At 53.2% G+C, this 13,302-nt stretch carries 15 protein-coding genes; 2 read left to right on the top strand and 13 right to left on the bottom strand.

Going from position 1 to position 13,302, the window contains the following annotated elements:
- Nucleotides 1-36: 36 nt before the first annotated feature.
- The 9 genes from PKO01S_RS10775 to PKO01S_RS10815 form a co-directional block, all read right to left on the bottom strand.
- Nucleotides 37-429 (bottom strand): GntR family transcriptional regulator, encoded by a 393-nt coding sequence (locus PKO01S_RS10775; RefSeq protein WP_127531350.1) that lies wholly within the window; start codon nucleotides 427-429, stop codon nucleotides 37-39.
- Nucleotides 430-712: 283 nt separating this feature from the next.
- Entirely contained in the window at nucleotides 713-1,336 is a 624-nt protein-coding gene (locus PKO01S_RS10780; RefSeq protein ID WP_127531351.1) for a hypothetical protein, read from the bottom strand.
- Nucleotides 1,337-1,655: 319 nt separating this feature from the next.
- Nucleotides 1,656-2,267 (bottom strand): flavin reductase family protein, encoded by a 612-nt coding sequence (locus tag PKO01S_RS10785; RefSeq protein ID WP_127531352.1) that lies wholly within the window; start codon nucleotides 2,265-2,267, stop codon nucleotides 1,656-1,658.
- A gap of 39 nt (nucleotides 2,268-2,306) precedes the next feature.
- Nucleotides 2,307-2,921, bottom strand: coding sequence for an alpha/beta hydrolase (locus PKO01S_RS10790; protein WP_127531353.1), 615 nt, complete (start codon nucleotides 2,919-2,921; stop codon nucleotides 2,307-2,309).
- The gene (locus PKO01S_RS10795) at nucleotides 2,921-3,874 is read right to left on the bottom strand and encodes a ring-cleaving dioxygenase (protein ID WP_127531354.1); all 954 of its coding nucleotides are present in this window, start codon (nucleotides 3,872-3,874) and stop codon (nucleotides 2,921-2,923) included. The genes PKO01S_RS10790 and PKO01S_RS10795 overlap by 1 nt, the downstream gene beginning before the upstream one ends.
- 254 nt (nucleotides 3,875-4,128) lie before the next feature.
- Nucleotides 4,129-4,584, bottom strand: a complete 456-nt coding sequence (locus tag PKO01S_RS10800; protein ID WP_127531355.1) for a MarR family winged helix-turn-helix transcriptional regulator — start codon at nucleotides 4,582-4,584, stop codon at nucleotides 4,129-4,131.
- A gap of 202 nt (nucleotides 4,585-4,786) precedes the next feature.
- Nucleotides 4,787-5,383: a glycerol-3-phosphate acyltransferase gene (locus tag PKO01S_RS10805; RefSeq protein WP_127531356.1), complete on the bottom strand. Its 597-nt coding sequence runs from the start codon at nucleotides 5,381-5,383 to the stop codon at nucleotides 4,787-4,789.
- A complete protein-coding gene (locus tag PKO01S_RS10810) occupies nucleotides 5,380-6,501 on the bottom strand; it encodes a glycosyltransferase (RefSeq protein ID WP_127531357.1) in 1,122 nt (373 codons plus the stop codon). The genes PKO01S_RS10805 and PKO01S_RS10810 overlap by 4 nt, the downstream gene beginning before the upstream one ends.
- 182 nt (nucleotides 6,502-6,683) lie before the next feature.
- Nucleotides 6,684-8,438: a methyl-accepting chemotaxis protein gene (locus PKO01S_RS10815; RefSeq protein ID WP_127531358.1), complete on the bottom strand. Its 1,755-nt coding sequence runs from the start codon at nucleotides 8,436-8,438 to the stop codon at nucleotides 6,684-6,686.
- A 220-nt stretch (nucleotides 8,439-8,658) separates the two neighbouring features.
- Between PKO01S_RS10815 and PKO01S_RS10820 the strand changes: the two genes are divergently transcribed.
- Entirely contained in the window at nucleotides 8,659-9,378 is a 720-nt protein-coding gene (locus PKO01S_RS10820; protein WP_127531359.1) for a 3-ketoacyl-ACP reductase, read from the top strand.
- 90 nt (nucleotides 9,379-9,468) lie between these two features.
- Here the strand turns inward: PKO01S_RS10820 and PKO01S_RS10825 are convergent, their stop codons facing one another.
- The gene (locus tag PKO01S_RS10825; protein WP_127531360.1) at nucleotides 9,469-10,311 is read right to left on the bottom strand and encodes a serine/threonine protein kinase; all 843 of its coding nucleotides are present in this window, start codon (nucleotides 10,309-10,311) and stop codon (nucleotides 9,469-9,471) included.
- Nucleotides 10,312-10,479: 168 nt separating this feature from the next.
- Between PKO01S_RS10825 and PKO01S_RS10830 the strand changes: the two genes are divergently transcribed.
- Complete coding sequence (locus tag PKO01S_RS10830) at nucleotides 10,480-10,689, top strand: hypothetical protein (protein ID WP_127531361.1); 210 nt, start codon at nucleotides 10,480-10,482, stop codon at nucleotides 10,687-10,689.
- 82 nt (nucleotides 10,690-10,771) lie between these two features.
- Here the strand turns inward: PKO01S_RS10830 and PKO01S_RS10835 are convergent, their stop codons facing one another.
- The 3 genes from PKO01S_RS10835 to PKO01S_RS10845 form a co-directional block, all read right to left on the bottom strand.
- On the bottom strand, nucleotides 10,772-11,161 hold the full coding sequence (locus PKO01S_RS10835; RefSeq protein ID WP_127531362.1) for a tautomerase family protein: 390 nt from the start codon (nucleotides 11,159-11,161) through the stop codon (nucleotides 10,772-10,774).
- Nucleotides 11,162-11,270: 109 nt separating this feature from the next.
- Nucleotides 11,271-11,885: a PH domain-containing protein gene (locus tag PKO01S_RS10840; RefSeq protein WP_127531363.1), complete on the bottom strand. Its 615-nt coding sequence runs from the start codon at nucleotides 11,883-11,885 to the stop codon at nucleotides 11,271-11,273.
- A 60-nt stretch (nucleotides 11,886-11,945) separates the two neighbouring features.
- Nucleotides 11,946-13,259: a CapA family protein gene (locus PKO01S_RS10845; RefSeq protein ID WP_127531364.1), complete on the bottom strand. Its 1,314-nt coding sequence runs from the start codon at nucleotides 13,257-13,259 to the stop codon at nucleotides 11,946-11,948.
- Between the last annotated feature and the right edge of the window lie 43 nt (nucleotides 13,260-13,302).

Here is a 13,302-nt window from a genome sequence, read left to right on the forward strand (position 1 = left end):
ATCAGACTCCTTTCATTAGAGGGATTCTAAAACGAATTAAGACTGCGGCTGATATTTCATTCGGGCGAATATCCGGTCGCATAGAGAGTCGAACTGCGACCGTTCAACCCCTTTGATGGCCGCCTGTGCGATGATGAGCTGAAGCTGTTCCTCCAATTGCGCAGAAGGCTGGCTTCCTTCGCCGTCTGATGCTCGGGGACTTACCTTGGCGCCATGCCGCCGATCGATGACGATGTATCCTTCCTGCTTCAACAGTGAGTACGTTTTGTTGACCGTCATCGAATTAATGCCTAGATCTTCAGCAAGCTGGCGGACGGTCGGCAGCTTCTCGGCTGGTTCAAGCTGTCCCGTCGCAATGCCAATCACGATCTGATTGCGAAGCTGCTCGTAGATGGGGGTCTCGCTGTCTAACTGCAACGAAATAATCATAGGGTTACTCACCTCGGAACACTTACTTTGTATCATATATAGTAATACAAATAATACTTAGTGTCAACATTTGGAAGGATACGCTCGATGTTCCTGCCGATTGTCTATCCTCTATACCGCAAAATAAATAGCCGTCGAAAAGCGTCAATGACGCTTTTCGACGGCTAACCGCGATGCAATACGACTCCTGCTCCAAGTCGATCGGATTGAACCGAGCCTCCACCCTCCGGCAGTCTGGCTGAACAGAAAAAAGCCGCAATTTCATGCGGCTCTTTCCCTATTCTTAGCGTCCTCCCGTATTTGAAGCCCAGACAGGAATCCAACTATTCGGATAGTAGGCATTGGTTAAAGTTGTGTTATAGAGAACGAGGTTCCCATCATTTTGCATGACCAGAGTGTCACCCGTTGTGGTAGCCGGCAATCCGCTTCCGTGATGAGCTTGAATCCATGACGCGGTATCGGTTGACCAAATGGGCAGCCGTGTTGAAGTATCTGTTACCCAAACCTGATCATAACCCCAGCCTAAGTAATATTCGTAATTACCATTGGCAGGGTTCCATCCCCAGCGATAAGCATATTGATATACTGATATATAAGATCCGCCATAGCTATACATCACCATTTTGCCAGTCGGTTCAAACTTGAACGAAACGGCACCTTTTTTATTGGTGCTGTTACTCCATATAGAAGATCCATTCTGATAGATAACAAAATTCCCGTCATTCTGCCAAATGGCCACAAACCTGCCGTCTTGGGAGGCGATATAGTCGTCCTTCGCAAAGCTGCCGCCTATAGTGATCCGGTCTCCAAGATAGCTGGCGGAAGCTGTCGCTGGCAAGGCAAATACCAAAAGCAGCAAGCAAGCCATAACCATTCGAATAGATTTGAAAGATAGCAGATTGTTCATTGAACACACTCCTATGATCCTTATAGTAGTTAAAAGCCAAACACTTGAACTTACTAGATTATTAGTCACCTCCTTGATATTGCTTAATGATGCTCGTATTTAGCGGCCACATCATACCTCCTCTTGGTAACCAATATTTTGATTAGCCATTTTATATCAATCATAGAATCTATTGTATATTTCCGGATCGGTTTTGTATAGTTGGAATTGGATATTAAAAAAAAGATGGCTCCTGTTGAATACAGAAGCCATCTCCTTCCTGCATAAGACTATAGTAGTCACTTTAACAACACTGTCCACAAATGGGGTTTCCGTTTAGTTACACAGGCCGCTCAATCGTGAACCGTTCCCCAAGCTTCGCATAATCGTTGCCCGCCAGCCGGCTTACCGGGCGGAGCCCGACCGGATCGATACGCCCATTGTCATACAACGTATCTGCCACATGATATTGGACGACCCGGCCGATCAACAGATCGGCCGCCGGCGTTCCGTCGGTACCGCCAACCGGAATCGCTTGTTCCAGCACGCACTCCATGCGAATGTGTGCCTCTGCAATCCCTGGAACCGACACTTTGACGCTCGGGACAGGAGTGAGACCGGTCAGTGCGACCTCGCTCTCGTCCGGCGGCAAATTTGCTGCGGTATCGTTAATCTGGCGAATGTACGACTCATCCGAAATATGCACGACCAGCTCGCCGCTTGCGATCGCATTCCGCGACGTATCCTTGCGCTCGCCTGCCTTCCGCTGCACCGATACTGCGATCATAGGCGGATTCGCCGTTACGATCGTGAAGTAGCTGTAAGGCGCCGCATTCAGCACGCCCTGCTCGGACAGCGTCGTGACGAATGCGATCGGACGAGGGATAATGCTTCCGACGAGAAGCTTATAGTTATCCCTCTCGCTCTGGCTTACCGGGTCGATCGAAATCATAGCCGTTCCTCCCCATTAGACGATTTAATATTGGTGTCGTTAATGATTGCCGTAATTAATAGTAAACCATGCCGCAGCCGCTTCCGCTTCCGATTGCGTCAACCGGTGGCCGGCGCGCTCCCAATGAACGGCTACCGCAGCGCCCGCATGATGAAGCAGCGCCTGCAGCTCCTCCGTCTCCTCCGGGGAGCAGATCGGATCATTATGGCCAGCCGTTATGAATACCCCGGTCCCCGTCAGATCAGGCAGCTTGATCCCTCTTCTCGGCACCATCGGATGATGCAGAATCGCACCCTTCAGCGCACCAGGATGATGGAACAACAGACTGCCTGCAATATTCGCTCCGTTCGAGTAGCCGACAGCGACCAGATTGCTACGGTCGAATCCGTATTGTGCAGCCGCCCGGTCCAGAAAATCGTTCGTCTCCTGCGTCCGGAAGATGAGGTCTTCCTCGTCGAACACGCCTTCCGCCAACCGGCGGAAAAACCGCGGCATGCCGTTCTCCAGCACGTTCCCTCTTACGCTGAGCACAGACGAGCCTGGCGAGATGATCTCGGCGAGCGGCACCAAATCATGCTCCGTGCCGCCTGTTCCGTGGAATAAAACGAGTACCGGTGCCTCGGAATCCGTACCTTGTTTAAATATATGCTTCATTATTGGTTCCCCTCCAGCTCGCGCACCGTAATCGGCGTCAGATTGCTTTCGATAATTTCGCGTTTAGGCTCAAACCATTCTGGCAGCATCAGTTTCTCACCAAGCGCATCCGGCTCTTCGTCACGGGCGAAGCCTGGAGGATCCGTCGCGATCTCGAACAGTATGCCGCCGGCTTCCCGGAAGTACAGCGCGTTAAAATATTGACGGTCCACAATCGGCGTCGGATGGAATCCGCTCTGTTCCACATGCGTTCTCCAGCGTGCATGCTCAGCGTCATCTACTGCACGCCATGCGATGTGATGGACCGTTCCGGCTCCGCCTACTCCAGCCGCAACCGGATTAACAGGCAGATCGATGATGTTGCCGATATCGGCCGTCGATTGATAGCGGGCGTACAAGCCCTCTTGGCCAACTTTGCGCAGGCCCATCACATGCTCGAGCAGATCAGCCGTTCTCTCAGGAGCGGTACTGTATAGAATAGCGCCGCCGAACCCTTTGATCGCTTTGTCTGCCGGAACGCCGCCGAAAGCCCACTGGCTTGGCGCGCCTGCTTCGCGCTCGACGATCTCGAGTTTCAGACCGTCCCGGTCTTCGAACTGCAGGAACGTTTCCCCGAAACGTGTTGTCTGTTCATAAGCGATGCCGAACTGCTGCAGCCGGTCAGCCCAGAACGAGAAGCTTCCAGCCGGTACGACGTACGTCGTGACGCCGACTTGCCCGCCGCCAACGCGGCCTTTGCGGGAATTCGGCCAAGGGAAGAAGGTGATGATCGTGCCCGGGCTGCCCTGCTGGTCGCCGAAGTAGAGATGATACACTTCCGGTGCGTCGAAGTTGATTGTTTTTTTCACAAGCCGTAATCCGAGTACACCTGCATAGAAATCGACATTAGCCTGTGCGTCGCGAACGAACGCCGTAATATGGTGGATACCTGCTGTTTGATATTGAACGGTCATGGAATACCCTCTCCTTTATTGGTCATTAGTTTATGATTGGTTTCATTCATCCGATTAATGATTGAACGTTAGGTTTTTACATCATATTTGAGAATCTTTAATTTAAGATATCGGCTGTAAAAAAATCGGTCTTTCCTGCACGATCTGACCATCTTCATGGTCTGCCGCGCCTTGCGATTATCTGTACGGTATGATTCCCGATCAGCGGGAACCTGATTCAAGCTCTTCCACGGCCCGCGTGTAAAGCCTGCCTTCTACTTGAATCCCGCCTGCGCAAATTTGCCAAGCTTCTTCAGCAATTGGCTCGCCGTCTTCATCTCTTCCGCCGTCAGTCCGGCTACTGCGCTTCCGATGACATCTGCATGCTGCGGAAACACTTCTTCGATAAATTGCTTGCCTGCATCCGTAATCTCCGCATAGATAAGCCGCCGGTCCTCTGTCGATGTTCTGCGTGCAACGAACTGTTTCTTCTCCAGCTTGTCGACCACATACGTAATGTTGCCGCTGCTCATCAGTACTTTGCTTCCAATCTGCTGAATAGGCTGAGCGCCTTTGTGGTACAACAATTCTAGAACGCCGAACTCCGTCCGGTTCAATCCATGCCGCCGAATGTCTCGGTCCGCATGCGCATTCACCCACTGGCTGGCCCGCGATAAGGCGATGTAAAGATCGAGCGCTTCATCCTGCGTTCCGCTGCTGTGTTTCGTCATCGTGTTCACCTTCTTGTCTGCTTCGTTTGTTTATCTTGATTTTAAGATACTTTATTTCGAGATTAATGTCAAGCGAGTCCGTGCACTTTTTCTCAAAAATATTTCCAGCATCAAAAACGGCAGAATGCCTGCCCCTCATCCGATGCGGAGCAAGCCGTCCGCCTGTTGCTGAATCCTCGCTGAACGCACGCTTAAAAAGCAGCTAATCCTTGTACCACCGGACAAGCTCCTTCCGATGGGTATAGACGAGCAGCACGAAATTAATGAGCCAAATGGTCAAAATGCCCATGTCGTATGAGCCATATGCGAGATACCCGGACAAGAGCAGCATGCCCAGCACGACCTGGAAGCCGTCCGTGTCCGATGATGGCGGCTTGCCCTTGCCGTATATCCAAGCACTGGCCAACAGCAGCGCAAGAATGACCGCGTAGGCCAGCGACGCCTCGAAGCCGGTCAACGCGCTCCAGACGCCGAACGTCACGGCAATGGCTTTGCCTCCCTTCCATCTCATGAAAGGCGAGAATGCATGCCCGAGCAGCGCTCCGGCTGCAGGCGGCACCATGCCATACCCCGATACGTGTCCGGCGTGAATGAGCCAGAGCACGACCGCATACCCTTTGCCGAAATCGAGCGCTACGCCGGCTATTCCGTACACATAACCAGCCGTCCGCCACAAATTCATAGCGCCGGGATTGCCGTCGTCATGCTCTTGCAAGTTATGATGGGCAAGCAGCCCGAGCCAATAAGAGAACATAAGCGAACCGCACAGGAACGAAAGAAGCGTCCATAGGATGATCATGGCTTTCTTCGGCCCCCTACTTCGACCTGACGCCCTTTCCAAGCCACCCGGCCGAAGAAGACAACCTGATAAACCGAATACAGCATGATATAGAGGAAGAAGACGGTGCTCAACAGATGCACAGCCGGAAGCCACCAGCCGAACCGCCCGGTGTAGTGGAGAAAATAGTAGATTTGAGCTGTGTACAGTACGTATCCGGCTGCCAGCGGGAGCGCCCAATCCGTGCCCAATAAGAAGGGAGCCGTCTCGGCGGCGATTAAGCCGACCAGCCATACGGCGACAAGCAGCGTCGTCCACCCGCTTAGCTTGCCGGTGCTGAGCACCGCCCCTTTGCTAAAGCCTTCGATCTCGCTGCGTATGCCGCCCGGGTACATCCGGAAATCGACGCAGCGGTGTCCGATGTAATTCGTGACCGGCACACCGGCTCGGAGCATTGCTGCGCCGAGATTCAGATCGTCCAGCAGCTCAGATTTGACGCCTTCGTGGCCTTCCGCTTTCTCGTAATCCTCCCGCGAGACGATAATGCACGAGCCGTACAACCCCTTACTGGGGTTGCTCCGTTCCATAGGAGACGTAAAAGCGAACAGGCCGAGCAAATTCGGAATAAGCGCCAGCCGCTCGTACAACTTGTCCGCCAGATGGTAAGGCACGACCGACACCGCCCCTCCCGTCCGGTCTCCCGCCGCCATCAGCGCATGAAGCGCATCCGGGGCCAGCCGCACGTCGGCATCCAGAAAGGCAAACCTGTCGCCCGTCGCGTGCAAATAGCCGTTCCACACCGCCCAGTTCTTGCCCGTCCATCCCGGCGGCAGCGATGTATTCGCGATCACCTTCACCCCATAGCTCTCCGCTATCGCCCGCGTCCGGTCCTCCGAACAGTCATCGACGACGATAATCTCGAGCTGGACCGATGACGGAATCATTTGCGCTTGAAGCGACTGGAGCAGATAGGGCAGATTACGCTCTTCGTTGCGTGCGGGAATGATGACGGATAAACGCTTCCCTTGAATAACTTGCTCCTGAGAATGCTGCGCAATGGCAGGAAGGGTATGGCGGCGAAACAAAACGAACCCCGCGCCGCACGCGCATATAAGCAGAATTGCGACGACAATTTCCATGCGACCGCCCCCGTCCGAACGATTGTCGATTGTTATTACCTATCGTATTGCACGACCGCGTCAACTATGATTGATGATCTTCGTGTACTAGATCTGTTATGCGCAAAAAAAAGGAACCGCCGGATAAGCCGATTCCCATTCGCTTATCCAACAGTCCCCGCATCTCTAACCGGTCTGCATGATTATAGGTTGAACTTCTCTACCGCAGCTTCAAGGCCTGCGCTGCGCTCCTTCAACAGCTCCGTCGTACCCGCAATGCGCTGTGCCGTCTCCAACTGGCGCTCCGACATCTGCCGGATCGCTGCCGTGTTATCCGCTGACTCCTTCGAAATATGCGAGATTTGGCCAACCGATGCCGCCACCTCTTCGGAACCGGCCAGCACCTCTTGCGCCGCGGCCGATATTTCTTGAATCTGGCTGTTCACGACCGCGAACCGGTCCATCGTATCGTTGAACAGCTGCTCAACTTGACCTGACAGCTCGGTTCCTTTCATCATCTCTTGGCTGCCGGCATGCATCTGCTCCCCGATCCGGACCGCTTCCTGCCGTATCTGTCCCAACATCGACGTTATATGCCGAGCCGACACGGTGGACGCCTCCGCAAGCTTCCGCACTTCGCCAGCTACGATCGCGAAGCCTGCGCCATGCTCTCCGGCTCTTGCCGCCTCAATCGAGGCGTTGAGCGCGAGCAGCTTGGTCTGATCGGCAATGGTCGTAATCGACTGAAGCACCGGTTCGATTTCTTCCATGTACGTATTGAGCAGTTGAACCGTATCCGTCGTCTGAACCGCCACATTGGATATCGAGCCGACCTGCTCCCGCAGCCACTGAATCGACTCGCGCCCATGCTCCGCCGTCTCCAGCGCTTCGACTGACGCTCTCGATACGTCAGCCGAAGCTTCCGATACCCGGCCGATCGCATGCGTAATGTCTTCCATCGACTTCGCGCTTTCCTCCGCTCCGAGCCGCTGATGCTGCGCGCCGTCCGCCAGCTTCACGATCGACTGCTCCAGCTCTACGTTGAGCGCGACCATCCGGCCCGCTTCCGAGCCGAATTGCTCCGTCGCTTCTACAAGGCTATGAGCCGTTGCGGCCACGTCCTGCATGACGCTTCCCAGCGTGCTGCCAAGCCGTTCGCTCATCCGCAGCATCGCCGCATAAGCTTGCCCGATCTCATCCGAGGATCGAACGTGCAGGGTGCCGAGATGAACCTTCGCCCCGGCGAGATCGCCTTCGGCAATCGCTTCCGCACTGCGTACAATGACGCCAAGCGGCCGCAGCGCACGGGAGATGAACCACGCAATGAGCGCAAATATAAGAAGCGTCGCCGCCCCCATCATGATGAACAATGGCTTGCTCGTATCCATGACATTGTGGTAGATCGTATCCGATACCGTCACATCCGTATCGATGCCGATTGCACCGATGACCGTTCCGGATGCGTTCCGCAGCGGAGCATAAGACGAAATATAGTTGCCGTATTCCGGGTTATGGATAATATCCGACTTGGCCGGCTGCCCGCTCAAGATCGCCTCTATCGCCTTCTCCGGCACATCGGTCACTTCACCGATTGGCGATGCGGAGTCCGAATCCTTCGGCTGCCCGTCTATAATAAGAAGCGGTTGCTTCTTCTCATCAAATTGGACAGTGTAGACGTACATAGCGCCAATCTGAGCCCGGTAACGGTTCATCTCCTCGCGTATCGCCCAATATTGATCATTCTCCTGAGGATCCTGCACGTAAGTCTCATAGGCCGCCACATCGAATTGGCCCGCATAAGCTTCCGCCATATGCATGTTGAAGCTGCCGATCGCTTCGTCGCTTGCTTGCTTCGTGTTCCGAATTTGCGTGTAGATAAGAGATGAAGATAAGAGTAGAAGTATAGCGAGGATAATAAAGGATAGCTTTAATACAACCTTGCTTCTTAGTCTGCTCATGGGGTCGATTGCTCCTTTAAAAATAGTACATTTTTCCTACTCTTTCGACAAAATGCTTACATTTCCTTCTTCATTTTCTTAACAATATGCAAAAAGAACAATTGAACCTCTCCGTACATGCAGGAACAGTGCCGGTCGAAACTTGATTCGTGTGCGAAGGTCTTCCATAATGAAGGATGGAACAACTTATACATATGAGATCCATAAGGAGTGAACTGTAATGAGTCTAAACAATCGCACAGCCATTATTACCGGAGCCGGCAAAGGAATCGGCAAAGCCGCAGCGGTCGCGCTGGCCAAGGAAGGCGTTCATCTTGGCTTGCTGGCAAGAACGACCACCGATTTGGAAGCTCTTCAAGCGTCATTGACGAGCGAATACGGCATTAAAGCATATATCGCGGCTGCGGACGTAGCCGACAAGGCGCAAGTCGATCAAGCAGTCGCTTCACTGGCGCAAAGCCTCGGTTCGATCGATATTTTGATCAACAATGCCGGCATCGCACAATTCGGCACGCTGCTCGATATGGATCCGGAGCAGTGGGAGCGTATCATTCAAACAAACCTGATGGGCACTTACTATGTGACACGCGCCGCGCTTCCGACTATGCTTAGCCAGAACAGCGGCAGCATCATCAACATCGCTTCGACTGCCGGTGAACGCGGATTTGCAACGGGTTCCGCCTATGTCGCTTCCAAGTTCGCCGTCATGGGCCTGACCGAATCGCTTATGCAGGAAGTTCGCAAATCGAACATCCGTGTCACGGCGCTCACGCCAAGCACGGTCAATACGGAGCTGGCCTCCAATGCCGGCCTGAAGATCGGCGACGAGGACCGCATGATGCAGCCGGAAGACGTAGCCGAGCTCATTCTTGCGGCGCTGAAGCTGCCGCAGCGCGTCTTCATCCGCACGGCGGGGATCTGGACGACGAATCCTCAATAAATAAAAACGGCTGCCTCGGTTATGACCGATGGCAGCCGTTTTTCATGGCTAGTCACCCCACTCCCGCGCGCTGTTGCATCATTTTTTGTGTCACAACAGACTGGTTACAACGGACTGGCATTCCGCCGCCGAATCCCACTTGCTCTCCAGCAAGCCCGACACGAAGCTCTTCACCGCAGGCTGAAGGTCCAGCTCCTCCTCCCAGCTGCGTTCCTCCTGCCCTTCATTCGGTACGTAGCCGGCATACATGAGAAACAGAAACACATGCCCCAGTCCGTACAAATCGCTCGCCGGCTCCGGTCTGCGCATCCGATGCTTCGCAGTGCCCCAGCTGTTCTCGAACCCAGCCGGCCCCTCAGCCCGCTCTCCGTCCAGCCCCTCTCTGCGCCATTCGTCCGGCTGCTCCTCTCCGATTCGGCACGCCAATCCGAAGTCGATAAGCCACAACGACTCGCCGCGCTGAATAATGTTCGGCGTCCGCACATCCCGGTGAACATAACCCGCTTCATGCATATATTTCAACGGACGCAGCACTTGCGATACGATCAGCAGCGCCTCCCGCTCCGTATAGGTGCACCCAAGCTCCATTATGGAATGCTCCAGATTATGTCCTTCCACGAACTCCATCACAAGTGCCGTCTCGCCCCGATGGACGGCTTCGTCCTTCCACTCCGGAATTTGCGGATGGCGAAGGCTTCGCATGAGTCCACTCTCATGCTTCAGCATCTGCCGGCCGATGTTCCGCTTGGTCGGCTTGCCTCGCTTCATTAAGACGGCATCGCCCGTCTTCAGATCGGTACAGCGGTACACCTGACCGTAGCTGCCCATGCCGAGCGGCTGCTCGACCCGGTATTTGCCCGCCCATACCAAGCCTTGCCGAAGCGGATAATCCGCCCAGCTGCGCTTCATTTGCTGCCACCATGCACTGAACATCCGAAATCCCTCCCTGCCTACCTACCCATACGAGTACCTCTGCCGTCCGGTTTCCAACTAAGTGCGGAGTAGGCGCAAGATAACGAAACCGGATTTTTACAATAACGTATTATTGGGTAAGACTCGAGCCATTTCGATTCCAAGACAGTTATATTAGGAGGTCATGTCATGATAAGACACTTGGTGAAACGACTCCTCTACTCCCTGACAGGCAACAAACATCACAGTCATCACGGTCAGCACGGTCATTACGGCCAATATAGCAATAAACATTACAGCAGCAGCGACTACAAGCATGGTGGCTACCATCCGCCGCATAATCCATACAACCACGGCCACGGCCACTATAAGAAGAAACACGGCAGCTACAGCAGCTAAGCCAGAACGGAACAAAGCCCTGAAGAACCAGCTTGATGCTGCGTTCCCTTCAGGGCTTTTCCATGCACAAACTGTCGACTATCTACACATTCACCTTGTAGCCTAACGCGAGCTCGTCTCCCAGCGCTCCTCTTATTCCCCAATTCGATTGCGGCGTCTCGAAGACCGTAATCTCCACATCCTGCGGCGAGATCGACAATTCCTGCTCGATTCGCTCGAACAGCAGCCGGATTAATTGTTTCTTCGATTCCGTCGAACGGCCTTCGAACATGCTCACCTCAATAATCGTATAAGCTTCCGAACGCCCGGGGGCATAATAAAAGTCTTCCTTATCCATCGGGAAGAACCGCTGAAATCTCTTATCCGGAGGAAACTGCAGCGCGTCTACTACGCAAGAATGAATCACATCCGACAACTGCGCTTTCACCGGGTTCAACCGTTCCTTGAGACCGAAAACTTTAACCTGTGCCATTCGCTCATCTCTCCTGACTCATCTCATCTATCTCTCTTCTAGAGTTAACAAATTATAGCATATCTGAATAAAAATAATAACCCGGCCGCTATGGGCCGGGTTATTCGTATTATTGATTAATATAGCGCTCGAAGATGGAACCGAAATCTTTGACCTTGTACTGCTTGTGCGTATCGATCATCCAGTTGAACGCCGCTTTGTTAACGGCATCGAATTGGGCGACGACGTTGAAATCGCCTTTGTGCACCGATTGAATCGTCGAGGAAGCCATATTCAGGCTGTTCCTTGCGAACTCCAGCGCAATGCTGTTCTCGTGCGTGATCTCGGCGATTTTCATCAGCGCTTTGTACAGATCCTTCAGTTCCTCGATATGCTTCTTATGAACGTCAATCGACAGTGTAACGGCGCCGATCGTGAATTTAATCTCGACATCCAGATCGACCGTGCCCGCCGTCTCCAGCGACACATTCGAAATCGGATGCGTTGCGTAAGCATAGCGTCTGAGCGTCCGTTTCTTGCTCATTGCGCTTGTGCCGTCGAGATGAATAAGTGCCAAGTTCGTGAAGCAATATTCGTCAGCCTTCGATTTGATTAAGAAATAAATTTTCTCGTTATCCTCATGAAGGACGTAATCGTCAGAATCTACTTTGTCATAATGATCTGGATGAATAACGGAACCTACGTCGCTAAGACCAAGCATATCCGCAGCCATTTTGCCAAACATTAGCACCAATCCCTTCTTGATCTCGAATCTGGAACTTCCTTGATTATATAACAGAATGCCTTATTCAGCATGAATAAGCGATAAGTCCGGGATATAGCTTTGCATGTGATTCATCGTCGATTTGAAATTCTGTTTCGATTGGCTCAGCTCAGCGGCAGTCGCTAGCTCCATCGGAACGATTCGATAATTTTTCCAATTGTTATAATACATATATGTCGGCATGAAGGCAGGGTTCTCGATTCTGATCGTCGTTCGGCCGCCTTCCATCTTCTTCACGACGTCAACGAGACCGATGCCGCCAATTCGCTTCTTCAGGCCGTCCTGAGATGAAACGAAATTGCCCAGCGAGTAGAACACGAATGTCTTGTGGCCGCCTTGCCCTTCCACCCACGCCGGAGGCTGAAGAACGTGCGGGTGGTTCCCGATCACAATATCGACACCCATATTGGCCAGCTGCTTCGCCAGCGTCTGCTGCTCCTTGTTCGGCAAATTCTCATACTCTTTGCCCCAGTGCATCGATACGACGACGACATCCGCCATCTCCTTCGCACGTTTAACGTCTGCACTTATGGAGCCGATATCGATCAAATTGACCAAATAGTCTTTGCCCTCCGGAACCGGTATGCCGTTCGTCCCGTACGTGTACGCCAGCACCGCGAACGTAATGCCATTACGGTCAATCGTTCGAATGCGCTCCTGGTCCTTCGCATTCTTATAAGCCCCAGTGTACGGCATATGCAGCTTGTCCCAATATTTCAACGCACTCTGTATGGCCTTCTCTCCCCGGTCGAGCGTGTGGTTGTTCGCAAGGGTTACGAAGTCGACTCCCGCTTCCTTCAGCGCATCGCCGACCTCATGCGGGCTGTTAAATCGCGGATACGTCGATAACCCGATCCCCGCGCCCCCGATCATCGTCTCTTCATTCGCGATCAACAGATCAGGCTGCTGCATCATCCCGCTTACCTCTGCGAAGACCGAAGAGAAATCGTAAGTGCCGTCTTTTTGTTCCGCTTCCCTATAGATCGGGCGATGAATCAAAACATCTCCAATCGCACCAAGCGTAGCCGTATAGATAACCGGCTCTGAGTCCGAGTCAGCCTCAACCACTGACTCCGTCTCCTTCTCCGTTCCTTGCTCTTGCCGCGGCTCTTGATCCGACTCTTGCTCGGCTGCTTGTTCTTGCGCAGGATCCGTCCCCTGATCCGCTTGCTCTACAGCCGGCGGTTCCTGCTGCTTGCCTTCCCCCGCACTTTCGAGCTTAGCCGGGATCTGTACCGTTCCTGAGGTGCTGCCGACATATTCGTCCGGACTGCGCTGCTCTGCGCATCCTGCTAGTACGGCAACAATGATGAAGATGAACGCTATGTATAGCATCCTATAATTTCGAATAATAGAAGACCTCCTCCGACACTACCCT

It is taken from the genome of Paenibacillus kobensis NBRC 15729 (assembly GCF_004000825.1).
GTDB classification, from domain to species: Bacteria; Bacillota; Bacilli; order Paenibacillales; family Paenibacillaceae; genus Paenibacillus_T; species Paenibacillus_T kobensis.

Coding starts and splice junctions, on each gene's coding strand:
- PKO01S_RS10780 (WP_127531351.1), bottom strand. CDS start 1,336: ATGAACAATCTGCTATCTTTCAAATCTATTCGAATGGTTATGGCTTGC.
- PKO01S_RS10795 (WP_127531354.1), bottom strand. CDS start 3,874: ATGACCGTTCAATATCAAACAGCAGGTATCCACCATATTACGGCGTTC.
- PKO01S_RS10840 (WP_127531363.1), bottom strand. CDS start 11,885: ATGTTTGGCAAAATGGCTGCGGATATGCTTGGTCTTAGCGACGTAGGT.
- PKO01S_RS10790 (WP_127531353.1), bottom strand. CDS start 2,921: ATGAAGCATATATTTAAACAAGGTACGGATTCCGAGGCACCGGTACTC.
- PKO01S_RS10815 (WP_127531358.1), bottom strand. CDS start 8,438: ATGAGCAGACTAAGAAGCAAGGTTGTATTAAAGCTATCCTTTATTATC.
- PKO01S_RS10810 (WP_127531357.1), bottom strand. CDS start 6,501: ATGGAAATTGTCGTCGCAATTCTGCTTATATGCGCGTGCGGCGCGGGG.
- PKO01S_RS10820 (WP_127531359.1), top strand. CDS start 8,659: ATGAGTCTAAACAATCGCACAGCCATTATTACCGGAGCCGGCAAAGGA.
- PKO01S_RS10805 (WP_127531356.1), bottom strand. CDS start 5,383: ATGATCATCCTATGGACGCTTCTTTCGTTCCTGTGCGGTTCGCTTATG.
- PKO01S_RS10800 (WP_127531355.1), bottom strand. CDS start 4,584: ATGACGAAACACAGCAGCGGAACGCAGGATGAAGCGCTCGATCTTTAC.
- PKO01S_RS10845 (WP_127531364.1), bottom strand. CDS start 13,259: ATGCTATACATAGCGTTCATCTTCATCATTGTTGCCGTACTAGCAGGA.
- PKO01S_RS10825 (WP_127531360.1), bottom strand. CDS start 10,311: ATGTTCAGTGCATGGTGGCAGCAAATGAAGCGCAGCTGGGCGGATTAT.
- PKO01S_RS10775 (WP_127531350.1), bottom strand. CDS start 429: ATGATTATTTCGTTGCAGTTAGACAGCGAGACCCCCATCTACGAGCAG.
- PKO01S_RS10835 (WP_127531362.1), bottom strand. CDS start 11,161: ATGGCACAGGTTAAAGTTTTCGGTCTCAAGGAACGGTTGAACCCGGTG.
- PKO01S_RS10785 (WP_127531352.1), bottom strand. CDS start 2,267: ATGATTTCGATCGACCCGGTAAGCCAGAGCGAGAGGGATAACTATAAG.
- PKO01S_RS10830 (WP_127531361.1), top strand. CDS start 10,480: ATGATAAGACACTTGGTGAAACGACTCCTCTACTCCCTGACAGGCAAC.